Here is a 26450-nt window from a genome sequence, read left to right as displayed (position 1 = left end):
TAAACTCCTTAGTTGAACAATTCCTTTATAATTTTAGGCAAAAAAAGAACCGTCGTAAACAATTGCGCCGATTCTTTTGCTTAATTTTTATTTTTTGCTTTTTGAAGATTTAGCTTCGGTCTTTTTCTTGTCTTTGGCAATCTTTTCGATCTTGACTTCGTTAGTTGAAGCAACCTTGCTGTTCTTGGCAGCGCGAGCTGACTTCAGGTTCTTGAAGTTAACCACGATCTTGTTGTTCAAGTCGCTGATGGCCGTAGCATCGACTGGATCGTATGAAGTAATTGCTAACAGAGCGGAGTTTTCATAAATTTTTTCAACCTTGCCTTGGAATTGCTTCTTAAGTTCTTCTTCTGATTTAGCGTCAACAATTGCGCCAACCTTTACGTCTGCTTTTTTCATGGCTATATCTTCCTTTCTAATAAAAAAGTCTTAGTCATTTGCAACATTGTGATGTTAATATATATAAGCAACATTTTCAAGTGGGGGACTTTCTTTTGGAAAAAATAATTTTAATTGCGGGGCCAAGTGGTACCGGCAAGACGACAATTTCAGATTATTTAACTGAAAAATACAACATTCCACGCGTGCTCACGCATACTACTCGCCCCATGCGCTTAGGTGAAAAGCAAAACGTGTCGTATCATTTTGAGACTGATGAGACCTTTAGTAAGTTGCATTTCTTTGAACACATTAGATATGGGTCATATCAGTATGGTTCGAGTCGCGAGGCATTGAATCTAGCTTGGAAGAAGAGCAATTTGGTGTCTTTAATCGTAGATATTAAGGGCGTCTACACTTATGTGAAACAGTTGGGCGACAAGGTATATTTCTTATATGTCACCACTTCGACTAAGGATGAATTGCGGGAGCGCCTGCTTAAGCGCGGGGATGATCCGGCAAAGATTCAGGAAAGACTCAGTGGCAGTGAATTAAATCTCTTGCCAGCTGACTTGAAAAATTACGCGCATGTATTAGTTAACGATGATCTTACTCAAACAAAGAAAGCGCTTGATGCCTTGGTAGCAAAGCTCTGCGGCTAACCTAGCTTGTCTCCTTTTTACAGATTTCATTAAAATTTACATGGTTTCTTAACGTGATGGTAGTTTTTTTGAAACATTTATGTAACATTCGGGCGGTACTATATAAACCGTCAGCTGATCGAGGTCAGCTTAATTAAATGAAATTAAACGAATTAAAAAAATATATCTTAAGGAGACAATTAGTTTTGAGTTTTAAACGTACTTTAGTTAAATACACCGCAGCTTTATCAATCTTTTTCACTGGTCTTGCAACCGTTAATGTTCCAGCAGCAACTACTACTGTTCACGCTGATGAAATTTCAGTTAACTCTAGCGCTTCAACTGCAGACCTTGAAACCAGCAACCCAGCTGCAGGCACAGTTAAGACGGCTACTTCTTCAGTAACCAAGAAGCGTAACGCTGTTGTTAAGCTTGCTAAGAAGCAAATTGGCAAGCCTTACGTTTGGGGCGCAACTGGTCCTTCAGCATTTGACTGCTCAGGTTTAACTTCATACGTTTTCAAGAACGCAATCAACAAGACTTTGCCAAGGACTACTTATTCACAAATCAATCTTGGTAAATCAGTTGCCGTTTCAACTAAGAAGCTTAAGAAGGGTGACTTATTATTCTGGGGTAACTACCATGTAGGTATCTACATCGGCGGTGGCAAATTTGTTCATGCTCCAGCTCCTGGTCAAAATGTTAAGACTCAAACCTTAGCATCATTCTACCCATCAGCAGCTAAGCGTGTGATCGATTAATTAACGCTTGTCTATTTAAGATATTGAGAGAGTCGGGTCGAGTTGGCCCGGCTCTTTTTTTATGCAATAAGAACAAACAGTCAGGAGAAAGAACAAAGAATACCTCCCCATCTATTGATGAGGGGATGAATTTGGTCTTTCTCCTGCTTTCTTTTTTGCCTAAATTTATTCTTTCAATGGTAAAATTAAATATGCAAATAATGTCGTTATTTTCAAAAAAAGGAGATGAAATTTATGGCTTTTAAAACCAAGCTGGCCGAACAAGAAATTCAGCTTGGCACTAGACAATATCGGATTTATCCAGAGGGCGAAGAAATCGCCTGGATTTGGCAGCTGTTTGGGGCTAATCGTTTTGTCTGGAATCAGTTTGTGGCCACCTTTGAAGCACGCTATGAGGCCAATCCTCAGCTTAAGTTTCCCAAGATTGGGATCTTGAAGAGTTGGCAGCCTTTAATGCGCAAAGAGCATGCCTGGCTTAAGAAAATCAACAGCACTTCTTTGCAGTTCACAGTCGAGCGCTTTAGCGATGCGATGTGGGCCTTTTTAACTAAAAAGCAGGTCAAGCAAGGCAAGCCTAGGTTTAAAAGCCGTAAATATTATTTACAGACAGCAACGATTAAAAACGTTAAATATCAAACCAAAGCTGGCGCTCAAGCGCAGATTAAAGTGCTTAGCCCTCATCATTTAAGAATCGGCAAGCATAACGGTATTACGCTGAGAACTAGTTCTTTGAATACTTTGAAAAACGTTAGAATCCAAAAAGCCGTCATTTCCTACCGGCAGGACTTAAACTGCTACTATATCAGCTTTTCTGTGGTGAAAAACAAGCGACAGTTGGCTCAATACAGCGCTAAGTCTAATAAGACAGGCAAAAAGGTCGGTATTGACGTTGGGCTAGGCAAAGAATGGCTGGTTACCAGTGATGGCCGCCGCTTTAACGTGCCTGACACCTTTGAGCTGGAAAAAGAAATGATCAGGCGTCAAAGTCATTGCGACCGTAACCGCACAGCGATTGAGAAGCGAGTGGCTAGATTTAATCATGAGCATGAAACTAAGATTGATAAGTATGATTATTCTAATTGGCAGAAGCTGAGAAAGACCAAAAGCAAGTACCAGCTGAAGATCAGAAACATCAGATATGATTACTTGCAGAAAGTGACCACTGAACTGGTTAAAAGCTACGATGTGATTGCCATTGAGGATTTGAAAGTCAAGAATCTCATGGGCAATCACAAATTGGCGCACAATATCGCCAATGCTTCTTGGGCAATGTTCAGAAGATTGCTAGCGTATAAATGCAAGTGGTATGGCAAGAAATTAATTGTAGTGGCGCCGCAGTACACTAGCCGGATCTGTTCGGCATGCGGCAGAAAGAATCCGCAGTTTGCGCACATGAAAACTAGAGACTGGCTAGCAGTCAGAAACTGGACTTGTCCCTACTGTCAAACAGATCATGATCGAGACGAAAATGCCGCCAAGAATATCTTGGCTAGGGCAATAAATTAAGAAAATAACAGATAAGGCTTGGGCCAAGCCTTGCTAAGATAGGCCGACCGCTATGTTCTGGTGGGAATTAAAAAGCCACAAAGCTTAAGCATATTTGAGCAGACATTTTTGAATGAAGAGCAAAAGTCAGGCTGTTCGCAGAAAAGCTCTAATAAAGAGACCACCCATCTATTTGATGGGTGGTAAGTCATCTAAAAATATAAAAGATTATGCTTATGAAAATAATTGTCGTAATAATAATTGTCGTGACAATAATCTGTGGAGTAATGATATGTTTATTGGACGAAAAGAAGAGTTAGCTAAATTAGAGCGACATTATGACTCAGGTGAATTTGAATTTGCAGTCATTGATGGACGACGGAGAATAGGTAAAACTACTTTAATTTCTGAATTTGTCAAAGATAAAGCAACCATCTTTTTTACAGGGATGCAGGAAAATGCTAATTCTAATTTGAAATATTTGAGCTAAGCCGTCTTAAAATTTGAAAATCCCACCTCTACTGGAACCGCAAGCTTTCCTAGCTTCAATGATTTGCTAGAAGAAGTGGGTAAGATTGCCGCTAAGCAGAGAGTGGTCTGGATCATTGATGAATATCCTTATTTAGCTGAATCATATCCTGGCTTCAGCTCTTTATTGCAAAAATTCATTGATCGTGTTTTTCTTAAAACCAAGTTATTCCTGATATTATGTGGTTCTTAAATGTCCTTTATGGAAAAACAGGTGCTGGGATATCAAAGTCCGCTCTATGGCAGAAGAACTATGCAGCTAAAAATTGAGCCCTTCAACTTTCATGAAGCTCAGGAAATGCTCACCCAAGTAGATAAGCAGTCGGCTTTTACCCTTTACTCTATTTCAGGTGGCATTCCCCAATATTTGAATTACTTTTCTCGCGAAAGCAACGTGAAAGCCGCCGTGATTAATAATTTCTTTCAAAAAGATGGGCGTTTGTTTGAAGAGCCGACTAACTTGATTAAGCAAGAATTGCGAGATCCGGCTAATTACAATTCCATCATTGCTGCGATTGCTCAGGGCCATTCGCGACTCAATGAGATTGCCACGGCAACCAAGATTAAAGCTACATCATTAAGAAGTTACTTGAATAACTTGACTGAGTTAGAAATCATCGAACGAATCGTGCCGGTTACCGAAGATCCTAATAAAAGCAAAAAATTGATTTACTGCATTCGGGATGGGATGTATCGCTTCTGGTATCGGTTCGTGCCCGCAAGGTTGACCTTGATTGAAAGAGGGATGAGTGAACAGGCATGGCGCGGAATTGAACCAAGATTAAGTGATTTTTTAGGCCCAGATTTTGAAAAATTAGCTCAGGATTACCTGTGGGAGCATTACAACGTAGAACGGATGCCATTTACTAAGTTGGGCAACTGGTGGGGCCCCGATTCACGGACGCACAAGCAAGTTGAACTGGATGTCTTAGGCTATTCGGCAGATGACGCGAGTTTTGCCGTCTTTGGCGAATGCAAGTGGCGCAATGAACCAATCAGCAAGCAAGTTTTAGAGAAGCTGATTTTTAATAGCAACTTGTTTAATTATCCGAAAAAGTACTATTACCTTTTTTCAAAAACGGGCTTTACTGCAGAATGTCAAAAATTAGCTACGGAAATTGGCTGTCAGCTGGTCAAATTTGAAAATATGTAAACAATTCGCAATTTTTATTAAGAAAGTATTACTTCTGTAACACCGCTGTAACATAAGCTAACTATTATAGAACATGTTAAATGCTTTTAAAGAAGTTTAAAGATTTTTCTGAAAACTACATTTTCGTTACCAAAAATAAAAAATCTAATAGATATAGATGTATAAAACATATAGGAGAGCTGAATGAATATTAAGAGTAATTTTGTAAAAGTTACTGCAGCCGCCGCTTTAACCATGACTGGAGTTGCTACAGTTAATGCTATTAAGCCAAATGCAACTACTGCTAAGGTTCAAGCCGCTACTACCAAGGTTAAGATCAATTATGTTCCAGGTTATGGCGTGAACATTTGGACTAAGTACAATCACGGCCACTCCACTGGTCAACGTGCTGCTCATGGCACCACCTGGACTGTAATTGGTCAAGCAACTGACAAGAAGGGCCGTAGTTGGTATCAAGTTGGTCAACACCAATGGATCTTGGCTCAATACACTGTTCAAGCTAACTCACCTAAGGCTAAGCGTGTTGTTAAGAAGACTAGTAATGTTAACAACGTGGTGAAGAAAAACAATAAGGCCAAGGCTAAGAAGTCAGTTCAAGCAACTGGCGATGCTTCAGCTGTCGTAACATTAGCTTCTGCCCAATTGGGCAAGGCTTACGCTTGGGGTGCTAGTGGTGAAGACAGCTTTGACTGTTCCGGCCTTACCTCATACGTTTACTCTAAGGCAGCCGGCGTTAAGTTAGGCAGAACTACTTATGCACAAGTTAAGCAAGGTACGACCGTTTCAATGAGCAACTTGCAACCAGGCGACTTGCTCTTCTGGGGTTCAGCCAGTGCTCCTTACCACGTAGGCATCTACGTTGGCAACAACCAATACATCCACGCTGCTACGCCAGGTCAAGGTGTTATCAAGCAAACCTTGAGTAGTTACTTCTACCCCAGCGTTGCTAAGCGTGTACTTAACTAAAAAATATAATCGTTATGGTAGCGAATCACTCTTGTGGTTCGCTCTTTTTTTACCAGCTTTCAAGTTTGCTCTTTTTTGTGACTAATGTGATAATGAAGACGTTGACAAAAAAGTAGTAAAAGTGGGAAGGTTATTTTTGCTACAAGGGGATTGAAGAATGGCAAAGCATAAATTATTTAAGCTGGGAGCGGCTGCCGCACTTACTGTGACGGGCGTTTCCGCACTCACATCGCTGAAGACCGTTCGAGCAGCTAGCTTTACTGCGATTAAACGGGTAAAAATTAATTATCTGCCAGGCAAGAGCCTGAATATCTGGACTAACTACAATAATGGCAAGTTCATGGGCTACCGGGCTAAGGATGGCACCATCTGGAACGTGGCGGAGACCGCCGTTGATAAGAAGGGCAATCTCTGGTATAAGGTTGGCACGCGTGAATGGATCGAGGCACGCTATACGGTTGATGTTGATAAGGACGCTTCAGCTAAGGCCGAGAATGCCAAGCAGAATAAACTCGCTAACCTAGCTTCGAAGGTGAAAAAAGCTACGAAGAAAAAGGCCAAAAAGCCAAAGAAGACTTCACTTACGGCAGCCCAGCAAGCCTTAAAGAATGCGCAAGCTGCTGAAAAGAAGGCTAAAGAAGACATTGTTAAAGCCAAGGCAGAAGCTAAGGCGAAGAAGGTTAAAAAAGCTAAGCAAATTGTTAATACGGCAGTCAAGAAGACTAAAACCAAATCGGTCCAGGCTTCCAGTAAGGCTGCTTCTGTTGTCGCATTAGCTAAAGAACAAGTCGGCAAGCCATACGTCTGGGGTGCAGAAGGTCCAGATACCTTTGATTGTTCCGGCTTAGTACAGTATATTTATCAACACGCTGCCGGTGTCAGCATGCCGCGGACGACTTATGATCAAGTTAAGGTCGGTCAGACTGTGCCACTAGATCAGCTGCAAGCTGGGGACCTAGTTTTCTGGGGTTCAGAGACGGCACCTTACCACGTGGCCATTTACATTGGTAATAATCAATATGTTAATGCGGCTACGCCGGAGCAAGGCACGATCTTGCAAACGATGTCGAGCTACTACAAGCCGACAATTGCGAAGAGAGTGTTGTAATTTTTGAAAAATAAGACAGGACATGTAGCCAAGATGACTGGGTCCTGTTTTTTGTTAATCAGAGTATTAATATGTTGGTAGTATTAGAATATTTAAAAAAAGTCGCACAATCATAGTTAAATTATGCCAACCTTATAATCGGTATAGTCATAAATTATTAGTTTAATTATTTCATAAGCAATTACTTGATATGATTGCTTATTTTTTAGTCTTGCTTTAATGACTTTATGAGTATATATGATATAATATTAGTGAAGGAGATGATCTTTTGAAAGCTGGAAAAGTGATGGATTTGCTTCAAATCAGTCGTTCAACTCTGAAACGCTATCGTGAAAAAGGAATCCTTGAGGCTAAAAAATTGCCAACCGGTCAATATGATTTTGATGATGATTCCGTTTTTTTGCTTAAGAATAAACATTCCAAACGCTTGACCGTTTTATATGGCCGAGTTTCAACCTATAAGCAGAAAGCTGATTTGGCTAATCAAATGCAGGGGCTGTCTGATTTTGCCCAAAGCAAAGACTTTCAGGCAAACGATAGCTTTCAAGATATTGCCAGTGGCATTTCTTTCAAGAACCGCAAGCAGTTTTTCAAGATGCTTGACTTAATCTTAGCAGGCAAGGTCAAGCGGGTTATTATCACTCACAAAGATCGCTTAAGTCGGGTGGGCTTTGAACTGTTTGAATATTTATTTAAAAACTACGGTACTGAAATTGACGTGATTTCAGATGAGATGAACCCCAAAACTGATGAGCAGGAATTGTTTGAAGAAATCATTAGCCTGCTTCACTGCTTTTCAATGAGAGAATATTCCCATCGCAGAGCTGAAAGAAAGCTTTTTGAAGCCACTTTGAATCAAAAGGAAAAGACTAAGTAGACTAATCATATTTTAAAGGAGGCGAAACTATGCGTAAGAAAATCGTGCCTAGAAACAAGGCTCAATATGAACATCTAGCCAGCGAATACCTGGTTGCTGGAAACAGCAAGCTGGATCAGTGCAGTCATGCCAGTCATGATCTTTATAACCGTGCCCTTTATGATCTGCGTCAGGGCTTCTTTAAAAGGAATTACGTCAAAGGCTATTGCGATTTAGACCAAAGATTCAAAAAGCGCTATAGCGCTCGTGAATCTATGCTTTACCACTCATTATTCTATGTTCAAAGCGCCCAACAGACTCTGAAAGAAGTCAATACTATCTGGTCGGCTTGGCTTAAGGCACTCAAAGCATATCAAGCCAACCCCGGCAAATTTACCGGTCGGCCAAGAATGCCTAAGTACTTAGCCAAAGGTCAAAGACATGTCTTCTTTGTCACTAATCAAAACGCCAAAGTAAAGGATGACTATTTAATCATACCTAAGCTTGGCTTCAAACTGAAATTAACACCGCAGGTCAAGGCTATTCAAAGAGTAGCTTTTAAGCCGGTCTATGGCGGTTATAAGGCCATCGTGCAATACAAAACAAATCGAGATATTGACTATTTGCCTGATAACGGTCGCTACATGGGTATTGATCCGGGAGTAGACCATGCCTTTGCTTGCGTGGCTAATATCCAAAAAGCGCCTTTGCTTGTTAATGGCCGGGCCATCAAATCGGTTAATCAGTACTACAACAAGGAGCGTTCAAGGCTAAAAGCTTTGCAGGCTCGGTATCATCAGCTTGAAAGCATAGTTGATACCAAGCAGGGAAAGAAGCCAGTTTATCGGGAGACCAAAGCCATGCGCAGAATTACGGCATGGCGCAATCGCAAGATCCGGCAGTTTGCCCACAAAGCATCCAAGCGCATCGTTGATTATGCGCTAAGCTGTGGTGCAAACACGATCGTGATCGGCAATAACAAGTCTTGGAAGCGCAGTTCCGATATGGGCAGAAAGAACAATCAAAACTTTATCGGCATTCCGCACAAGGTCATGATCGACATGATTCAATATAAAGCCAACCTAGCTGGCATTAGCGTCATTAGAACTAATGAAAGCTACACTAGTCAGACAAGTGCTTTGGATCATGAAAAGCCTTGCTGGGAGAACGGCAACCAGAGCCGTAAAAGACAAGGCAAAACCCCGATTAACAGACGCATTCACCGTGGGCTGTTCCAGTCGAATAACGGCAGACTGGTTAATGCGGATATTAACGGAGCCTTGCAGATAAGCAGAAAAGTATTCCCTAAATTTTCATTAGATGAAGGGATAGCGGATGCAGTGTTGCATCCAGTCAAATGGTCGCCTCTCATTTGAGCGTCCACTTGACAAACGAAAATAGCTTGGCGGCTGGCTTTAGCTGGGTTGACGCTGTTGTAAAGTTGTCCTTATAGCTTCGGTTATCATCATAGATAAACGGAGTGTTTTAAAAAGGTTGACGGCAGATATTGGCTAAAAAAAGTTGCATTCTTAGGAAAATAGGGTCATTTGAAGCAAAATGACTGTATTGACCTAATATTTTCTAACATAAGATCTAAAGTTTTGCCTAAAATCTGTTTGAGTGACTACTAATGCCATATTCCATTCCTACTTCAATTTACCCTTTTCTCTAAAAAATCTAAACGTATACGTACAATGCTTGCCAATCTCTACCTTATATTTATGGGTATTGACCAGCTTAATCTTGCTAGGCTGATACGTGATCGTGGTAGAGTAGCCATCACCGTAGAACGCCTTGCCGAAGTTGAGGATGTCTCTAGCCGCGTAACGCTTCTTCTTGTTCTTGGTCAGATCAGTGATGTACACCTTCGGTCTACCCGTGATACTCTTGGTGGTCGAATAGGACCATGGCGTCTTGCCTGTAGCCAATTCATAAGGGAAGACCTTCTTAGCTGGATAAAGTACTTCATCTTTAACCGGTGTGCGTAAAATATCATCCGAAAAAATCCCGTTCTCCACGGAATACAGCGTATTGTTGATCTCACCATATGCGGCCCCGATCCCCATACGTGTGGCGCGTGTTGATAAGATCAGACTACGATGACCCACATTGCCAAAGCCAGAAAGATTGTTCTTGTCACGCAGTAGATCCGTGACGACTTCACCAGCAGTGGTCCCCTTATTTGATTCTAAAAAATTAACATTGCCTAGAGTCGAAATCTCCGCGGTGTCCCAGGAGTCTTCACTCATAAAGTTCGGGCGAAAATACCCGAGCAGTCCATGCACATTCAGGTTTTGCTTCGCACTAACGGCAGCTAAAGCTACGGCCCCGATCTGCGCGTTACGGTTGTCATTATCGTAATTAGCTTCACGCGGCAGTCCCACTAATGAACGGTAGTAATTAACGTAGTCCATCGAAGCGCTAATGTAATCCGGATCAAGCTCTCCCGCTGAAAAGGGGATGCTGAAGTTCGGTTCGACTGTGTAGATGACGTCTCTCGTGTAGCGAGTCTTGCTTAAAGCACGGTAATTACGCTGAAAGCGACGCACTTCTCTGGATTCTGCTTTGGAATATTTTGCCGCGTAAGCCGGTGTTGCGCTCATTTCCATGCAGCATAACGCCATTAGCGCGACTAGCAGCTTCTGTCTCTTCATTTTCTTAGTCCCCAGTCTATTAACTAGACCAAATATTGTTTGAAGCGTCCTTGGTCGTCGGGCGCGATGTTGGCTTCAAGGTGAACGCCGTCATCTTGATAATCTTCGCTGAGCACTTGCGCGTTCTCGTGCAAATATGCCAGTTCCTTGCCAGCACTGAGTGGCAAAACTAAGTGATACTTCTCGTAGTTAGAGAAGACACGCTTGGTAATGAGCTGGGCCAGCATCTTGATTGACTTTGGGTCAATGGCTGAATAAAGGATGTCGCTGCCTTCAATTTGTGGATAATTACGGTCAGTCTTGTCGGCCTTGTTATAGGCGGTGATCATTGGGATGCCCTTAACGCCGATCTCATCTAAAACATTCTGCGTCGTGCGAATCATCTGTACCATGTTAGGATCGGATGAATCCACAACATTGATCAAGAGATCAGCATCTTTAGTCTCTTGCAAGGTAGCCTTGAATGATTCAACTAAATTGTGCGGCAACTTGGAAATGAAGCCAACAGTATCGGACAGAATAAAGCTGAAGTTGTCCTTCAAGTCAATTCTACGGACACTGGTGTCTAGCGTGGCGAAGAGCATGTTCTTCACGAATACTTGCTTGTTGCCACTTTCGTCGCTGAACTCTTTGAGTAAACCATTCATCGTGGTTGACTTGCCGGCGTTGGTGTAGCCGACTAAGGCAACTTTAGGGATGCGACTTTGGTTGCGGCGAGCTGACTTAATCTCTTCCTGACTAGCTACGGCCTTGAGTTCCTTCTTAATGGTAGAGATCTGCTTACCAATCGTCCGACGGTTCAATTCCAGTTTGCTTTCACCGGCACCACGGTTGGAGTAGCCACCGCCACGCTGCTGGTCCAGGTTGTTCTCTGAGGGATGCAAGCGGGGCAGTTCGTATTGTAAACGTGCTAGTTGAACTTGCAGCTTAGCTTGCTTAGTTCTAGCCCGACTAGCGAAAATCTCTAGAATTAATTCAGTTCGGTCGACGACGCGCAACTTGGTGAGCTTTTCTAAGTTGCGGATCTGCACCGGCGTTAGTTCATCATTAAGCACTAAGACCTTAGCTTTAAGTCCGTGAGCCATTGCCTTAATCTCGTTGATTTTGCCTAACCCGAAGTAGGTTCCGGCGACGATCGATTCGGCGTTCTGCTGGCTTTGGCCGACGACTTCCATATTATCGGCTTCAGTTAGGTTAGCCAGCTCCGTCATGTAGTAATCGAAGTTCGGGTCATTCAAGTTTACGCCCGCGATATAAGCTTTTGTTTTTTTAGGTTGATTGTCGATCATGAGTACACCTCGTTATTCGAAATTCTTTATACTTTAATTGTATTACAGTTGTTAATAATAAGGAAAGAAGCGGATTGTGGTCTAAAATTAACTTTTGCTAGAAATTAAATAGCTTCCATGATATAGTAAGTGGGCAATAAGGTTAAATCATAATTGCATTCGAAACAAATGCAGAAGATCGCTGCTCTTATTTTAACAGAGCAGCGATTTTTTTCTTGCTTCAAAATGGCGTAAGTAAGCCAAAAGCTAAATTTATCCCCTTAGAAAGCCTATTCAGGACTAGTAAAATGTTATGGAATGAGTATATAATGTAAAGGTCTATAATATATTGAGGGGATTAATATGGTAGAAAAGAATCAACAAGATAAAAAGCCGATGCGTCGACATCACCATCACCATCGTCATCATCACAGAAAATTTTGGCGTGGTTTTTGGATTGTGCTAGGAATTGTCGTGGTCATTGGTCTTTTTGTTTGCGGCATGGTTTACAAGAACCTGCGTAGTACAACGCAAAACATGTACACCCCCGTTGCTAAGAATACGAAGAGCAACAAGGGTCGGACTCTTGATAATTTGTTAAATGAAAAGAAACCAATTAACATCTTGTTATTGGGTATCGATACTGGTGCGATGGGTCGTCACTGGAAGGGCCGGACGGATACCATGATGATGATGTCCATCAACCCTAAGAAGAATACGACTACCATTGTATCTATTCCGCGTGACTCTAACGCAATCTTCCCAGATTACCCAGAATATGGGGTAACGAAGATGAACTCAGCTTACACGCTGGGCGGCGTTAGCGAGACGATCAAGACGCTGGATAAGTACTACAGCGTGCCAATTGACGGCTACATCATGATTAACATGGGCGGCTTGAAGAAGGCAATCGATCAAGTCGGTGGTATAGATGTAACTTCACCACTTACGTTCAATAATATGGGCTACCACTTCGAAGAAGGCAAGACTTATCATATGAATGGTAAAAAAGCATTAGCCTTTGCTCAACTTCGTCACGGAGATCCACGTCAAGACTACGGTCGTCAAGATCGTGACCGCCGCGTAATTATGGCACTTCTTAAGAAGTCTGTTTCACCAACAACCTTGTTGAATTCTAATTTCTTGAATTCAATTTCTGATGAAATGCAGACTGACTTGACCATGAACCAAATGTACAAGATTGGTATGGATTACCGCAAGGCCACTGATAACTTGAGCCAAGACCATGCTCAAGGTGTAAGTAAGCAAACTATGAATCCTAAGTTTGGCTTGATGGAAATCGAAGTTGTAAGTAAGGAAGAAAGACAAAGAGTATCTGATAAGATTAGGGATGCTCTCGAATTGCCAAAGACTAAGGTAGCTGCTAATAAAGCAAGTTACGTTATGAATCATAATTAAAGGAAAGACAGATGGAACAAGAACAAAAGCAAACTGATAATACAATTGATCTCACTCAATTGCTTCAACTTTGCCGCAGACATATCTGGGCATTGATTCTTTGGAGTATTGGACTTGCATTAGTAGGTTGGGGAATTGCTAACTTTGTCATTTCACCAAAGTATACTTCTAGTGCACAAATCTTAGTTAACCAAAAATCCAATAAGAATGATCCTAATGCAGCATATACAACCCAACAAGCTAACATGCAGTTAGTTAATACCTATAAAGATATTGTAACTAGTCATGTAATCTTGAAGGATGCTTCTGATCGTTTGACTAACCCAGTTAGAGTGGTTAAGAAGGCTAAGCCAGCTAAGTACAAAACTACTGATGGTAGAAAAGTCTTGGTGAGAAAGGCTCAACCAGCAGTCATTGAACGTGACGGTAAGGCATATAGCGTTTCAGCTGCGCAATTAGCTAAGAGCGTTTCAGTTGCTGCGCAACAACAATCACAGGTATTCTCAGTTTCTGCTAAGGCTGATACTCCTGAAAAGGCTAAGGCTGAAGCTAATGCAGTTGCTAGATCATTCAGAGATCAAATTCCTAATATCATGAATATCGATAACGTTACGATCGTTGCACCAGCTACTAATGGTGTTCAATCATCACCTAACGTTAAGATGTTTACTTTAGCAGGATTTGTTATTGGTTTAGTATTAACCTTTGCAGTGATCTTAATTCGTGAAATGACTAATACCACTGTTCGTGATGATACTTACTTAACTCAAGATTTAGGCTTAACTAACTTAGGACATGTATCGCACTTCCACGTATCTTCATCATTTAAGTTGATTAAGAAGAATAATAAGCCAGCTGCTAAGCGTGAACAACGCAAGAGACGCAGAGTATAGGAGGTAACTGATGTCACTTTTTAAGAAAAAACGTGGTACAGATGAAACCATTAAAAACGGTGCTAAGTTAATTACAGTTGCTGATCCTAAGAGTCCAGTAACTGAACAGTTCCGTACCATTCGTACCAACATTAACTTCATGGCAGTTGACCATAATATCAAATCTGTTGCTTTTACTTCTGCTAATATCAGTGAAGGTAAGTCAACCGTTGCAGCTAACGTTGCTGTAACCTATGCTCAAGCGGGCCGTAAGGTATTGTTGATTGATGCCGACTTACGTCGTCCTACTGTTCACAGAACATTTAACTTAAGCAATCATGTAGGATTAAGTACAGTTATCTCTTCTACTGCTAAGGAAGTAGACTTAGATGAAGTTGTCCAAGACAGTGGGATTGCTGACTTAGCAATCTTACCTGCTGGTCCTACACCACCTAACCCATCAGAATTGATTGGATCTAAGAGAATGCAAGACTTCATCAGCTTAGTTGAAGATCACTATGACATGGTAATCATCGACATGGCACCAGTGCTTGAAGTATCTGATACGCAAGAATTAGCTCGTCGCTTAGACGGTATTATCTTAGTAGTACGTCAAGGTAAAACACAAAAGGCTGCTATTAAACGTGCTGTAGAAATACTTAACTTCTCTAAGGCCAAGGTATTAGGCTTCATTATGAATGATATTAGTTCAGATAATGCCGGCTACGGTTATGGATATGGTTACGGCTATGGATATGGCTACGGTTACGGCGAAGAAGATAAAAAGAAAAAAGGTTTCTTTTCAGGACGTAAGAAATAATGGTTTTAGTTGATATCCACTGTCATATCTTGCCAGGCGTTGATGATGGTGCCAAGGATTGGCAAACGTCAATTAAGTTAGCTAGAGAAGCTGTGGCTGATGGGGTAACTCATGCAGTTTGCACGCCGCACATGCTTAATGGCAAGTATATCAATCATAAGAAAGACGTTATTCGTTTAACAGAAAACTTTCAGGATATGTTAGACGATGCCAAGATTCCGTTAACGGTGTTTCCTGGGCAAGAGGTCAGAATTTCTGGAGACTTGCCTAAGGCATTAGATGATGACGATATTCTTTTCTTAGATGAGGATAGACAATACATGCTCTTGGAATTTCCAAGTGACGATGTACCAGCTTATACGCGAGATATGGTCTTTGAATTAATGCAGCGCGGGATTACACCAATTGTGGTTCACCCAGAACGAAATAAGAAGATTCTAGAAGAGCCAACTATCTTGCAGGAATTAATTGAGCAGGGATGCTTAGTGCAAATTACTGCTAGTTCTTACATGGGAACCTTTGGCAAAAAAATTGAAGAAATGTCACGCAAGTTTATCGAAGCAGGCCAATGTGCCTGCTTCTCTTCGGATGCGCACGATTTGCCAAAAAGGCAATACCAATATAGTGAAGCATTAAAAAAGCTGAGCAAGGAATTTGGGAGTGATCTTGCTCAGCAGTATCAAGATAATGCTCGTGCATTTGTAAATGGGGACAATGTGCAACTAGATTGGCGACCGCTTGGCAAAAAGAAAAAATTTTGGCTATTTTAATCTGCAAATCTGCAGATTTATGCCATTGATTAAGTATTTGTGCTATATTGACTAAAAAGAGTGTTTATTTTACAGAAAAGTACTATAAAGATACGACATTGAGGGTAAGAGGAAAATGATGGTAATGGAGAAACTAAAAGTTAATCCGGCCAAAGTGCATGGGCGGTATGCTTATCACGCAGTGAAAAGATTGTTTGATATTATTGCTAGTGCGGTCGGATTGATTCTACTGTCTCCATTATTTTTATTTTTAATAATAAAAATAAGACATGAAGACGGTGGACCAGCATTCTATTCACAAGAGAGAATTGGTAAAGATGAAAAACCATTTAAGATGTGGAAGTTTCGTTCAATGGTTGTCAATGCAGATCAAATGATTGATCAACTGGAAGATCAGAACGAAATTAATGGTGCGATTTTCAAGATAAAGGATGATCCAAGAATAACTAAGATTGGGTATACTATTAGAAAGCACAGTCTTGATGAATTGCCACAATTATGGAATGTCCTAATCGGTGATATGTCACTAGTTGGACCACGTCCACCTTTTACCATCAGAGGTAGAAGAATATACTGACTATGACAAGCAGAGATTGCTTGTCATGCCAGGTTGTACAGGATTGTGGCAAGTTACTAAGCGCAATGAAGCTGATTTTGACGAGATGGTTTGGCTTGATATTGTGTATATCAACCATTCTGGAATAATAGAAGATTTGAAATTGATTATTAAGACCATTGGGGTGGTTGTTCATCCTAATGGAGCGTATTAAAAATAAGACATAGGCGTAAAAATAGGAATTAATTATGAAAAACGTTTTTATTGTTGGCTCTAAGGGAATTCCTGCTCAATATGGTGGCTATGAGACTTTCGTTGATAATCTAGTAGCAAGACAGGTTTCTAAAGATATTAAGTATCATGTGGCTTGCATGACATTCAATAAGAATACTAGAGATTATGATTATAATGGTGCAGATTGTCACGAAATCTGTGTCCCTAATATTGGTGGTCCTAAAGCAATTCTTTATGACTTAAAAGCTCTTAACTGGGCATTGAAAGAAATTAAAGAAAAAAATCTGCGAAATGGAATTGTCTATATTCTAGCTTGCAGAATAGGGCCTTTTATTCACAGCTATATTCCTAAGTTTCATAAATATGGTTTTCAAGTATGGGTAAACCCAGATGGACATGAATGGCTTCGTGCTAAATGGTCTAAGCCAGTTCGTACATACTGGAAGATTAGCGAAGCCGGGATGGTTAAAAACGCAGACTTGTTAGTTTGTGATAGCAAAAATATTGAAAAATATATTCATGAAACTTATAGGTGTTATAACCCAGGTACTATCTTTATTGCGTATGGTGCTGATATTACTAAATCATCTTTGTCATTTGAAGATAACAAGGTTAAAGACTGGTATCAAGCTAAGAAAATAATGCCGAATAATTATTATTTGATTGTAGGTCGCTTTGTTCCTGAAAATAATTATGAAACCATGATTCGTGAATTTATGGCAAGTAATACAAAAAAAGATTTAGTAATTATTACGAATGTTGAAAAAAATGATTTTTACGAGTCACTAAAAGAAAAGACCCATTTTGATCAAGATGCTAGAATTAAATTTGTAGGTACTGTTTACGATAAAGGTTTATTAAAATTTATTCGTGAAAATGCTTATGGTTATCTTCATGGACATTCGGTTGGTGGAACCAACCCATCGTTACTTGAGGCACTTGGCAGTACGAAGCTCAATCTTCTTTATAATGTCGGCTTTAATAAAGAAGTTGCCGAGAATGCAGTTCTTTATTGGAGTAAGACGCCAGGATTTTTGAGTGAATTACTTGAAAAAACTGATAATTTAACAGCTAGACAAATTGATAATCTTGGAAAGAAAGCCAAACAAAGGATTCTTTATGATTATTCTTGGGAAAAGATAGTTTCAAATTATGAGAATGCATTTTTAAAGGATTAGTTAATGAAGACAATTCTATATTTACATGCTGGAGCAGAAATGTATGGCGCCGATAAAATATTATTGGGGCTGACGACGGGATTAGATAAGAAAAAATTCCGCCCGATTGTAATCTTACCCACTAATGGAATCTTGAAGGATAAGCTTGAAGAAGCGGGAGTTTTGGTGCACGTAATCCAGTATCCTATTTTAAGAAGAAAATATTTTAACCCAAAAGGAATTATAAATTACATTTCAAATTATAAGAATAAAAGTGATGAAATTGTAAAGTACTTGCAGGAAAATAACATACAGGTAGATATTATTCACGTCAATACTTTGGCTGTTCTTGAAGGAATCAGATTAAAGAAAAAACTACATGTTCCTTTGTTGTGGCATATTCATGAGATTATTACTCATCCGCAAATTGTTAATAGGTTTTTATGTTGGTGTGTAAACAAGTATGCAGATATAGCAGTGGTAGTTTCTGGACCAGTAAAAGAGCACTTAATTACAAATGGAGTAAATAAGAATAAAATAGTAGTTATTCACAATGGTGTAGATTCTAATATTTTTTCGCCTAATGTAAATTCAGATTACCTTTATAAAGAGTGGAATGTACCTAAGAATGCTATAAAAGTTGGGATGATAGGACGGGTTAATAATTGGAAAGGGCAAGATGATTTCCTTGATGCCTTAGCTCCATTATTAAATGAATTTGATAATCTTTATTTATTTATCATTGGTAGTGCATTTAAGGGGCAAGAATGGCGGATTGAAAAAATAAAGAAGAAAATCAATTTTTTACCGCACCATGATAGAATTATCTTTTCAAAATTTAGAAAGGATAATTATGCTGTGGAGCATTTCTTTGATATTTTAATTTTACCGAGTACTTCTCCAGATCCTTTACCTACTGTAGTTTTAGAATCTATGGGATGTGGTTGTGCGATAATTGGTTATAATTATGGTGGAATCACTGAGATGGTGAAAGATGATTATAATGGTAAATTAGTTACACCATTAAGTAAAAAAGCACTTAGAGAAGCAGTGAAAAAATGTGTAGAGAAAAAAGCATATATTGATTATGGTAAGAAATCTCGTTATAAATTAATTACCTACTTTTCGTTAGCAAGATTTTTAAGCAATTTTGAGGATATTTATAATGAATTCTGATATTACAGTGATTATCCCAGTTTACAACTCTCAAAATACGATTAGAAAATGTATAAATAGTTTATTAGACCAAACTAAATGTTTTCCTAAAATTATTATAATAAACGATGGTTCTACTGATAACACTTTATCAATTTTGAATGAATTTTATTCGGCATATTCACAAATTAAAGTTGTATCTCAGAAAAATCAAGGTGTTTCCTATGCTCGTAATAAAGGTTTATCAATGTGTGATACTAAATATGTTGCATTTGTAGATGCTGATGATTATGTAGATACTGATTATTTATATAATTTATGGATTGGTTTTTCAAAAGATTCTGACATTGATTTAGCAGTAAGCGGTATAGAGTGTACAAACTTTAATGGAAAAAACTATGCTTTAGTTAATTTAGAAGAAAAAATAATAAATTCTTCTCAAATGCAGGAAGACTTATTTAAGATTAATGGCCCATCGGGGTATCTGGATAATAAACTTTGGAAAATGCAAATTATTACTGAAAATCATCTTTGTATAGATACAACTTTAACCATGTCAGAAGATCTTTTATTTACGGTAGAATATTTACAATTTGCACGTAAAATTGCATATTCAAGTACATGTAATTATCATTATGTTCGAAACAAAAATGGGTTAAGTAGCGGTATTGAGATAACTCAAAATAATATTAATTTTAAAAAAATTAATGAGGATTATATAGCGGCCCTACATAAAGTAATAAAGAAAATACCTTTGTCTTTAACGAATGCACGAAGGAATGCTTATGCTCAATATGCTATAGCTAACGCTAATTTTTCTCGACAACTGAGGAAAAATAATAAATTTAAATTAAGTTGTGAAGATAAGACAGCGATTAAAGATCCTAGAAATGAAGCAATTAAATTTAAAGAATATGTTCTAAAAAACATAATGATATCTAAGAGAAAAAAAATCATTTTTTTATTGTCCATACATAATCCAATGATAATGAGTTTGATTGATAAAATATATATGTATTGTTATAAACATATGGAAGGGTCATAAGTTAATATGGAAGAAAAAGCTAACACTGTTTGTATAATTTTAAATTATAATAGTGCACAATTAGTAGGCAATCTCGTAAAAAATATACAAAATTTTGATAGTTTAAAAAATGTTGTAATTGTAGATAACAAATCAACAGATAATTCTTATCAGTTTTTAAAAAACAGATTTGCAAATAATGACAAAGTAGTAATAATTTCCTCTCATAAAAACGGAGGATACGGATATGGTAATAATTATGGAATTAAATATGCCTCCAAATATTTACATGCTCAATACGCTATCATTGCTAATCCAGATGTCATTTTTTCTAATGCTACAGTGAAAAAAATGCTTAGATGTATGCAAGAAAAAAAAGCTGCAATCGTTTCAGCAACGCAATTACTTAATAATAAAGTTGTTAATAATAGAGGATGGAAAATTGTCACTCCATATCAATGGGCTTTTAATGAATTAAATCATAGACCACAATTTTTGATAAAAGATTTATATTATTCTAATAAGTATTTTGAAACAGTTTATTCTCAAGTTGATTGTGTACCTGGAGCAATGTTTTTAGTAAATATATCTATATTTCAAAAAGTAGGTGGTTATGATGAAAGAATGTTTTTGTATTGTGAAGAAGATACATTAGGATATAAATTAAAAAAAGCAGGATATAAGACATATATAATAAATAATATTTTTTACAAGCACATGCATTCTGCTACTATTAATAAAAGTATACCAGACCAAGTAATACAATTAAGAATTATGCATAAAAGTAAATTGATTTTTTTAGAAAAGTATCTTAACGTAAAAAAATTTACTTTACTAATTGAAAAAATTCTATTTAGTTTGATAACTGCGCGATATTTTCTGACTGGTCATATTAAAAAGATAATGAGGCAAAAATGAAAGTAGCTTATATTACACGAAAATCTGCAGATGATATAAAAGTGTGGAGTGGTACCCGAAAATATATATTTGATAATTTGACACAAATATGTGATGTAACTAATATTGTAGTTCCTGTTACTACGGTGCATAAAATTGTACATAAAATAATTCATAAAATAACTTTTAATAGGATTAATTATTCTAAAATAGATAAAATATTTGAAAAAAGAGAAATACAAAAAAAATTAACTGAAATTAATAAATATGATATCTTATTTTTTGTTGCACAAAGTGATATTTTAAGTTCAAGTTTAATAAATAAAGATAAAAAAATTATATATTTAAGTGATGCAACTTACAGAGCTATGTTAGGATATTATTATTTTAATGTACCTCAAAGTGAAGTAAAATGGAGAGATTTTAATGAAAAAGTTTCCTTGTGTAAATCAAGTCAGATTATATTGACAAGTAATTGGGCTAAAAATAGTGCTGAACAAAACTATAAAATTACTTCAACCAAGTTAAATGTTATACCTTTTGGGGCTAACATGCCTGATGAATATAAGGAGAAAATAACTCCTTTGAAAAATGTTAGGCTATTGATTGTAGGCGTGGATTGGAAAAGAAAGGGTATAGATATTGCTATTAAAACGGTTAAACTCTTAAATTTAAAGCAAAATAAATATCATTTTATTTTGAACGTTGTAGGATTTAAGAAACCTGCAGATACTATCTATCCAGATTTTATAAGATTTCAGGGAAGATTAAATAAAAATAAAAAAGAAGAATTAAAAAAGATGATTTTTTTATATCAGAATAGTGATATTTTTGTTTTTCCTACTCAGGCAGAGTGTTCTGCTATCTCTCTTTGTGAAGCTGCAATGTATGGATTACCTGTTGTAACTTATAAAACAGGTGGTTTGACTACATATGTTAAAAATAATGAAAGTGGATTTTTACTTTCTCCTAATTCCACAGAGAGGACATTTTCTAAAAAAATATTAGAAATTTTAAATAATAATCTTTTTATAAATATGTCTAAACAGAGTAGAGAGTTGTATATTTACAGATTAAATTGGAATTCATGGAAAGAAAAAGTAAATAATATTATCTTAGAATGTATGAAGGAAACGATAAATGATAAGGAAAAAAAGAAAAACTGATAATAATTTTTTATTATGTTTAATAGGCATATTTTTAGTATCTGTAACAAAATTTTTTTATTTAATTCCTTTACCGTATCCTTTTAGTAATGAGGCTTCTAATGTATCTTTCTCGGCATTTGTTGCTGTAATTATATTTATAATTTTCCTAGGAAGGTATCAACAAATAAAAGTGGGAAAATTTGGAATCGCTATAGGAATTTTATTTTTAATCCTAATTTCTAATGCTTTTTACATGATGAATGTTTATAATTTAAATTTAATATCTGCATTTGGATCACAATTTTTTTACTTGATGCTTTTGGCATATTTTCCTATAATTTATTTTTTAAAAGATGAAGAACAATTTTATAAATTTTGTACATTGCTTGAAAGTATAAGCTTAATTTTATGTGTTGTTTTGCTATGTCAAAATATAATCTTTAAGCTTAATGGACGTAAATTTTTACAAATTGCTGCTGTAATAGGGGTTAATGGTAGAATTTATAGTGTAGCAGAAGGATTAATTAGAATAAGTGTTATTATATCAGCCTATAAATTACTAGATTCTCAATTACAGGTATTGCGCAAAAAAGTATCATTTTTTAATTTGATAGTAGGAATTTATAGTATTATTCTAGTTGATCAATCGCGTATATATTTGATTTCAATAATAATTTCTATTTTGACGATAATTATACTTGGTCAACAAAATAAAATGGATGCTATAAAAATATTATTTTATGTTTTATTAGCAATTTGTTTAATATATTTATTTTATACAATGTTCCAATCGTTATTAAGTACGATGAGTGATAATAATAATGGAAGCAATTATGCAAGAAAAGAGGCAATTGATTATTATATTCCACTTGTGAAAAAAAATTTTTGGACTGGAATAGGAAATATTGTTCCCAATCCATCAAGTATATTATTTTATTATTTAAAGGGACCATTAGGTATTTATAATTATGATGATATTGGTATATTTGGAATTTTTGTTACTTTAGGCATATTCGGATTAGGTTGGTATATATGGATAATCATAAAAAGCTTACGAATTGCTAAAAAAGCAGTTCATATGAAGGCATTATTATATGGACTATGGGTTGAAATAATAGTATCAGTTTTTACGATGTCTTATTTAGATTACAGTCGTATTGTTTCTTTGGTATTATTCTTGAGTATTATGAGTTTTGGTGATACTTATAAAAAGTAAAATTTATTTATAAAAATTCATTTCACAGTGAATAAAAAATGAGTAATACCTATTTTTAATTAGGTGATATAAAATTGAAGAAAATAAATTCGCAAATTGCAATAATAAATTGAACACTTTTAGTTAAGCTGCTTGATAGATTTGATCTAATTCTCTTTCAAAGATTTCATCTGGTGTATGATAGGCCAGTATCTTTCTTGGCAAAGAATTGCACCAGGTTTCAATATTAATGATGTCTTGTAAAGAATAGTTAGCTATTGCTTCTCCTTTAGGAATGAATCTGCGAATAAGACCATTGTGTCTTTCAACTGTTCCCTTATCACAAGAAGTGTAAGGATGGGCATAGTAAACCAGTGTATTGGATGCTTTTTCTAGGTTGGAAAGATCTGCAAACTCTGAGCCATTATCAGTGGTAATGGTTTTAAAAATATCATTCCAATGTTCGCTGTATTGCCTTTGGAGTTCTTTAAAGGCCTGCATGACACTGACAGAAGTCTTGTCAGGAATACGAAGAATTAAAAACTCACGACTCATACGCTCAGATAAGGCTAGCAGCACCTCATCATCTTTGCTCTTATGTCCGAGAACTAAATCGCATTCCCAATGACCGAATTCATTACGTTTATTGATCTCTTTAGGACGTTCTTCAATGCTTCTGCCAAGTTTTTTCTTATTTTTGCGAATACGATGAAGCTTGGTATTGCGTTTAAGCTTCTCTGGCAAGTCGTAATTATGTATATCTAATAGACCTTGGTCGACATAATTGTAAAGAGTCTTAGTACAGACAACATCTCTGCTGCTAAATGCGCCAACAGCAGTGGCACGATTACTGCACACATCAAGCGACCAGCCGTCTTTAAAGAAATGCTTGTGGACATAGCGCATGAATTGAGTTTTCCTGAGAAAGTCTGATTTGCGCCCACAATTTTTACGATGAGCTTGATATGCATCATGCCCTTGAGTAGCCTTATATCTTTTGACTTTGCCATGATACAGTTCTACAGTAGCGCTTAACCTCATAGCTGATAGTAGAAGGAGAACAGTTTAATTCACGGGCGATGGCACGCAAAGAATAGCCATCTTTCAAACGCAATTGAATAATAACTCTTTCCTCGAATGATAAATGCTTGCCTTTAATGTGCTGATTCATGGTAGAATGTAAAGAGTCCATTTTGACCTCGTTTCTAAATGTTGTGTGGTAACTACATTCTATCAAACAGGTCCGAATGGACTTTTTATTTTTTATCAAGTGTTCAACTTAATTTTACAATCAGCGAAGAAAATAAATTATATACCCAAACGAATTTATTATGTTTGGTTGGAAAAAAATCCTCTTCCTAAAGTAGTTCAAAAAAACTTAAAGAATTGGAAAGAAGTAAATCCTGACTTTAAAATTATTAGAATTGACGAAAGTAATTTTGATATTAAAAAATATAAGTATATAGAGGAAGCGTATAGAGATAAAAATTGGGCATTTGCCAGTGATGTAGTTCGATTAGATATTATATATAATTACGGTGGTTTTTATTTTGATACAGATGTTTTTTTAAAAAAATATAAGTACATTATGTAAGTACAAAAGCGTTTGGGCTATGGAAAATTCGGGTTTAATTAATAGTGGACTTGTTTTGGGCGCGCATAAGGGAGATGAGGATTTTAAAAATATACTTAGTATTTATAAAAATAAAAAATATGATAGTAATAAATTAAATGATCTTATAACTGTAGGTATTATTAGTGACTACTTTAAGTTACATGGTTTAGAGATAAATAATAAAATTCAATATTTAGATAATAATCAGATAGTGTTTCCAACTGAATATTTGACAGTTTCTAAAAGTTAGAAAAGATTATGAGTAAAAAAATAAAAATACATTCAATAAAATATAATTTCTTTATGAATGCTCTTTTAACTATTTCAGGTTTTATATTTCCATTAATTACTTTTCCTTATGTGTCAAGAATATTAGGACCTGCGCCAAATGGTAAAATTGCGTTCGCTGCATCAGTTATTAGCTATTTTTCATTGTTAGCTGCAATGGGGATTCCGTCTTATGGTGTAAGAAAGATAGCAGAAGTTCGTGATGATCAAGAGAAATTAAATAAGACACTAACTGAATTAGTGGTAATAAATACACTTTTTACTTTATTAAGTTATCTATTATTGTTATTGCTAGTTTTAATTGTTCCTGATTTTAGGAAAGATTCTACGCTAATTGCTATAACATCTATTCAAATAATTTTTACTACGTTTGGAGTAGATTGGTTTTATCAAGGTATAGAACAATATGATTATATTACTGCGAGGAATTTAGCTTTTAAGGTAATTGCAGTAATATTAATGTTTATTTTAGTTCATAATCCGCAAGATTATATTATATATGCTGGTATTACCGTTTTAGGGAATGTGGGTTCTAATTTCTTAAATATGATTAAGCTTCGAGATTATGCTCATTTTAATTTTCATATTTCATTAAATCTTAAACCACATTTGCAACCTATTGTTACTCTATTTTTATATAGTGCAATGACAGTTATTTATACTAATCTTGATCAAGTAATGTTGGGCTTTATGACTAGTAATAGAGAAGTTGGATATTACTCAGCTACAATAAAAATTGAAAACATTTTAACCAGTCTTATTACTTCTTTGGGTGCAGTAATGTTACCTCGTATTACTTATTACTTGAATCATAATGGTATTCAAAAATTTAATGAGTTAATTAGAAAGTCATTTAATTTTGTACTTCTAATATCAATCCCGTTGGCAATTTTTTTCTTCTTAGAAGCCGATCAAGTTATTTTCGTGTTGGCTGGTAAAGGATATGAGAGAGCCGGAATAATTTTGCAATGTTTAATTCCCGCTATTATCTTTGTTGGATTGAGTAGTGTAACTGCTTGGCAAATGTTAATTCCACTAAAGATGGAAAAATGGGTATTAGTTGGATCTATAGTTGGTGCTCTTCTTGATGCAGGGATCAATTTGGCAATAATTCCTATTATTGGTGGTGTAGGAGCAGCTTTATCAACGGTTATTGCAGAATGTAGCGTATTTGTAACGCACTGCATAGTATTGAGAAAAAGATTACGTAATGCAATAGATTGGCAAAATATTTGTAAACTCATGATAGGTAATATTTTTGCATTAGTCGTATTAGGATTATTATATATGGTTCATTTTCCAATATTATTTTCTAGTAGTCTAACTCTTTCTTTAAAATCTAGTTTTATAAATTGTGTATGTGTAGGAATTGTATACTTCGGTGTATATGGAATAACTTTACTAATTTTGAAGGAACAATTAGTTTTAGAAATATTAGGGAATATAAAGCAACGATTTAAGTAAAGATTAAATAAAATTTGACTTAAATTGAGTAGGTTCAA

General features: G+C 36.6%; 23 protein-coding genes and 3 pseudogenes. 22 read left to right on the top strand and 4 right to left on the bottom strand.

Annotated elements, in window-relative coordinates; all coding sequences use genetic code 11:
- Window positions 1–87: 87 nt before the first annotated feature.
- Window positions 88–399, bottom strand: a complete 312-nt coding sequence (locus tag ICI50_RS09175) for a DUF2187 family protein (protein ID WP_188891580.1) — start codon at window positions 397–399, stop codon at window positions 88–90.
- Between the two features lie 95 nt (window positions 400–494).
- Between ICI50_RS09175 and ICI50_RS09170 the strand changes: the two genes are divergently transcribed.
- The 8 genes and pseudogenes from ICI50_RS09170 (at window position 495) to ICI50_RS09135 (ending at window position 9252) form a co-directional block, all read left to right on the top strand.
- Window positions 495–1040: a guanylate kinase gene (locus ICI50_RS09170; RefSeq protein ID WP_188891579.1), complete on the top strand. Its 546-nt coding sequence runs from the start codon at window positions 495–497 to the stop codon at window positions 1038–1040.
- 185 nt (window positions 1041–1225) lie between these two features.
- Window positions 1226–1780: a C40 family peptidase gene (locus ICI50_RS09165; RefSeq protein ID WP_013854769.1), complete on the top strand. Its 555-nt coding sequence runs from the start codon at window positions 1226–1228 to the stop codon at window positions 1778–1780.
- A gap of 234 nt (window positions 1781–2014) precedes the next feature.
- Complete coding sequence (locus ICI50_RS09160; RefSeq protein WP_188891578.1) at window positions 2015–3286, top strand: RNA-guided endonuclease InsQ/TnpB family protein; 1272 nt, start codon at window positions 2015–2017, stop codon at window positions 3284–3286.
- Between the two features lie 271 nt (window positions 3287–3557).
- A pseudogene (locus tag ICI50_RS09155) lies at window positions 3558–4946 on the top strand (ATP-binding protein).
- 183 nt (window positions 4947–5129) lie between these two features.
- Entirely contained in the window at window positions 5130–5912 is a 783-nt protein-coding gene (locus ICI50_RS09150) for a C40 family peptidase (RefSeq protein WP_188891577.1), read from the top strand.
- A gap of 157 nt (window positions 5913–6069) precedes the next feature.
- Window positions 6070–7020: a C40 family peptidase gene (locus ICI50_RS09145; protein WP_188891576.1), complete on the top strand. Its 951-nt coding sequence runs from the start codon at window positions 6070–6072 to the stop codon at window positions 7018–7020.
- Window positions 7021–7288: 268 nt separating this feature from the next.
- The gene (locus ICI50_RS09140) at window positions 7289–7897 is read left to right on the top strand and encodes an IS607 family transposase (RefSeq protein ID WP_188891575.1); all 609 of its coding nucleotides are present in this window, start codon (window positions 7289–7291) and stop codon (window positions 7895–7897) included.
- A gap of 29 nt (window positions 7898–7926) precedes the next feature.
- Window positions 7927–9252 carry an RNA-guided endonuclease InsQ/TnpB family protein gene (locus ICI50_RS09135; protein WP_188891536.1) on the top strand — a complete coding sequence of 442 codons (1326 nt, stop codon included), beginning with the start codon at window positions 7927–7929 and terminating at the stop codon, window positions 9250–9252.
- Between the two features lie 270 nt (window positions 9253–9522).
- Here ICI50_RS09135 and ICI50_RS09130 read toward each other — a convergent pair whose 3' ends face one another.
- Both ICI50_RS09130 and hflX read right to left on the bottom strand, forming a co-directional pair.
- Window positions 9523–10530: a CAP domain-containing protein gene (locus ICI50_RS09130; protein ID WP_188891574.1), complete on the bottom strand. Its 1008-nt coding sequence runs from the start codon at window positions 10528–10530 to the stop codon at window positions 9523–9525.
- A 23-nt stretch (window positions 10531–10553) separates the two neighbouring features.
- Window positions 10554–11819 (bottom strand): GTPase HflX, encoded by a 1266-nt coding sequence (gene hflX / locus ICI50_RS09125; protein ID WP_054640616.1) that lies wholly within the window; start codon window positions 11817–11819, stop codon window positions 10554–10556.
- Window positions 11820–12161: 342 nt separating this feature from the next.
- Between hflX and ICI50_RS09120 the strand changes: the two genes are divergently transcribed.
- The 11 genes and pseudogenes from ICI50_RS09120 to ICI50_RS09070 all read left to right on the top strand — a co-directional run bounded on the left by ICI50_RS09120 (window position 12162) and on the right by ICI50_RS09070 (window position 23066).
- Window positions 12162–13217, top strand: coding sequence for an LCP family protein (locus ICI50_RS09120; protein ID WP_013854765.1), 1056 nt, complete (start codon window positions 12162–12164; stop codon window positions 13215–13217).
- Window positions 13218–13228: 11 nt separating this feature from the next.
- Entirely contained in the window at window positions 13229–14110 is an 882-nt protein-coding gene (locus tag ICI50_RS09115) for a YveK family protein (RefSeq protein ID WP_188891572.1), read from the top strand.
- 10 nt (window positions 14111–14120) lie between these two features.
- The gene (locus ICI50_RS09110) at window positions 14121–14909 is read left to right on the top strand and encodes a CpsD/CapB family tyrosine-protein kinase (protein ID WP_188891571.1); all 789 of its coding nucleotides are present in this window, start codon (window positions 14121–14123) and stop codon (window positions 14907–14909) included.
- Window positions 14909–15679 carry a tyrosine-protein phosphatase gene (locus tag ICI50_RS09105; protein ID WP_188891569.1) on the top strand — a complete coding sequence of 257 codons (771 nt, stop codon included), beginning with the start codon at window positions 14909–14911 and terminating at the stop codon, window positions 15677–15679. The genes ICI50_RS09110 and ICI50_RS09105 overlap by 1 nt, the downstream gene beginning before the upstream one ends.
- Window positions 15680–15797: 118 nt before the next feature.
- Window positions 15798–16449: pseudogene (locus ICI50_RS09100) on the top strand (sugar transferase).
- Window positions 16450–16483: 34 nt separating this feature from the next.
- Window positions 16484–17647 (top strand): beta 1-4 rhamnosyltransferase Cps2T, encoded by a 1164-nt coding sequence (gene cps2T / locus ICI50_RS09095; protein WP_188891567.1) that lies wholly within the window; start codon window positions 16484–16486, stop codon window positions 17645–17647.
- Window positions 17648–17650: 3 nt separating this feature from the next.
- Window positions 17651–18802: a glycosyltransferase family 4 protein gene (locus ICI50_RS09090; protein ID WP_188891565.1), complete on the top strand. Its 1152-nt coding sequence runs from the start codon at window positions 17651–17653 to the stop codon at window positions 18800–18802.
- Complete coding sequence (locus ICI50_RS09085; protein WP_188891564.1) at window positions 18792–19826, top strand: glycosyltransferase family 2 protein; 1035 nt, start codon at window positions 18792–18794, stop codon at window positions 19824–19826. The genes ICI50_RS09090 and ICI50_RS09085 overlap by 11 nt, the downstream gene beginning before the upstream one ends.
- Before the next feature lie 6 nt (window positions 19827–19832).
- Complete coding sequence (locus ICI50_RS09080) at window positions 19833–20723, top strand: glycosyltransferase (protein WP_172996301.1); 891 nt, start codon at window positions 19833–19835, stop codon at window positions 20721–20723.
- Complete coding sequence (locus ICI50_RS09075) at window positions 20720–21868, top strand: glycosyltransferase family 4 protein (RefSeq protein ID WP_188891563.1); 1149 nt, start codon at window positions 20720–20722, stop codon at window positions 21866–21868. The genes ICI50_RS09080 and ICI50_RS09075 overlap by 4 nt, the downstream gene beginning before the upstream one ends.
- Window positions 21843–23066, top strand: coding sequence for an O-antigen ligase family protein (locus ICI50_RS09070; RefSeq protein ID WP_188891562.1), 1224 nt, complete (start codon window positions 21843–21845; stop codon window positions 23064–23066). Before ICI50_RS09075 ends, ICI50_RS09070 begins: the two co-directional genes overlap by 26 nt.
- 123 nt (window positions 23067–23189) lie before the next feature.
- Here ICI50_RS09070 and ICI50_RS09065 read toward each other — a convergent pair.
- Window positions 23190–24237: pseudogene (locus tag ICI50_RS09065) on the bottom strand (IS30 family transposase).
- Window positions 24238–24261: 24 nt separating this feature from the next.
- Here ICI50_RS09065 and ICI50_RS09060 point away from each other — a divergent pair.
- Genes ICI50_RS09060 through ICI50_RS09050 form a run of 3 tightly spaced genes read left to right on the top strand, consistent with a single transcriptional unit; the run spans window position 24262 to window position 26412 of the window.
- Window positions 24262–24639 (top strand): glycosyltransferase family 32 protein, encoded by a 378-nt coding sequence (locus tag ICI50_RS09060; RefSeq protein ID WP_188891561.1) that lies wholly within the window; start codon window positions 24262–24264, stop codon window positions 24637–24639.
- Between the two features lie 19 nt (window positions 24640–24658).
- Window positions 24659–24910 carry a hypothetical protein gene (locus ICI50_RS09055; protein ID WP_188891560.1) on the top strand — a complete coding sequence of 84 codons (252 nt, stop codon included), beginning with the start codon at window positions 24659–24661 and terminating at the stop codon, window positions 24908–24910.
- 8 nt (window positions 24911–24918) lie between these two features.
- Window positions 24919–26412, top strand: coding sequence for a flippase (locus ICI50_RS09050; RefSeq protein WP_188891559.1), 1494 nt, complete (start codon window positions 24919–24921; stop codon window positions 26410–26412).
- The last annotated feature ends 38 nt before the right edge of the window (window positions 26413–26450 follow it).

It is taken from the genome of Lactobacillus kefiranofaciens (assembly GCF_014656585.1).
In the GTDB taxonomy this organism is placed as follows: Bacteria; Bacillota; Bacilli; order Lactobacillales; family Lactobacillaceae; genus Lactobacillus; species Lactobacillus kefiranofaciens.
Note: the sequence above shows the minus strand (reverse complement) of the source record. Positions and strands in the feature narration are given on the sequence as shown.

Excerpts from the sequence above, each read along its gene's own strand:
- ICI50_RS09175 (WP_188891580.1), bottom strand. The coding sequence starts at position 399 with ATGAAAAAAGCAGACGTAAAGGTTGGCGCAATTGTTGACGCTAAATCA.
- ICI50_RS09160 (WP_188891578.1), top strand. The coding sequence starts at position 2,015 with ATGGCTTTTAAAACCAAGCTGGCCGAACAAGAAATTCAGCTTGGCACT.
- ICI50_RS09150 (WP_188891577.1), top strand. The coding sequence starts at position 5,130 with ATGAATATTAAGAGTAATTTTGTAAAAGTTACTGCAGCCGCCGCTTTA.
- ICI50_RS09145 (WP_188891576.1), top strand. The coding sequence starts at position 6,070 with ATGGCAAAGCATAAATTATTTAAGCTGGGAGCGGCTGCCGCACTTACT.
- ICI50_RS09135 (WP_188891536.1), top strand. The coding sequence starts at position 7,927 with ATGCGTAAGAAAATCGTGCCTAGAAACAAGGCTCAATATGAACATCTA.
- ICI50_RS09130 (WP_188891574.1), bottom strand. The coding sequence starts at position 10,530 with ATGAAGAGACAGAAGCTGCTAGTCGCGCTAATGGCGTTATGCTGCATG.
- hflX (WP_054640616.1), bottom strand. The coding sequence starts at position 11,819 with ATGATCGACAATCAACCTAAAAAAACAAAAGCTTATATCGCGGGCGTA.
- ICI50_RS09120 (WP_013854765.1), top strand. The coding sequence starts at position 12,162 with ATGGTAGAAAAGAATCAACAAGATAAAAAGCCGATGCGTCGACATCAC.
- ICI50_RS09115 (WP_188891572.1), top strand. The coding sequence starts at position 13,229 with ATGGAACAAGAACAAAAGCAAACTGATAATACAATTGATCTCACTCAA.
- ICI50_RS09110 (WP_188891571.1), top strand. The coding sequence starts at position 14,121 with ATGTCACTTTTTAAGAAAAAACGTGGTACAGATGAAACCATTAAAAAC.
- ICI50_RS09105 (WP_188891569.1), top strand. The coding sequence starts at position 14,909 with ATGGTTTTAGTTGATATCCACTGTCATATCTTGCCAGGCGTTGATGAT.
- cps2T (WP_188891567.1), top strand. The coding sequence starts at position 16,484 with ATGAAAAACGTTTTTATTGTTGGCTCTAAGGGAATTCCTGCTCAATAT.
- ICI50_RS09090 (WP_188891565.1), top strand. The coding sequence starts at position 17,651 with ATGAAGACAATTCTATATTTACATGCTGGAGCAGAAATGTATGGCGCC.
- ICI50_RS09085 (WP_188891564.1), top strand. The coding sequence starts at position 18,792 with ATGAATTCTGATATTACAGTGATTATCCCAGTTTACAACTCTCAAAAT.
- ICI50_RS09080 (WP_172996301.1), top strand. The coding sequence starts at position 19,833 with ATGGAAGAAAAAGCTAACACTGTTTGTATAATTTTAAATTATAATAGT.
- ICI50_RS09075 (WP_188891563.1), top strand. The coding sequence starts at position 20,720 with ATGAAAGTAGCTTATATTACACGAAAATCTGCAGATGATATAAAAGTG.
- ICI50_RS09070 (WP_188891562.1), top strand. The coding sequence starts at position 21,843 with ATGATAAGGAAAAAAAGAAAAACTGATAATAATTTTTTATTATGTTTA.
- ICI50_RS09055 (WP_188891560.1), top strand. The coding sequence starts at position 24,659 with ATGGAAAATTCGGGTTTAATTAATAGTGGACTTGTTTTGGGCGCGCAT.
- ICI50_RS09050 (WP_188891559.1), top strand. The coding sequence starts at position 24,919 with ATGAGTAAAAAAATAAAAATACATTCAATAAAATATAATTTCTTTATG.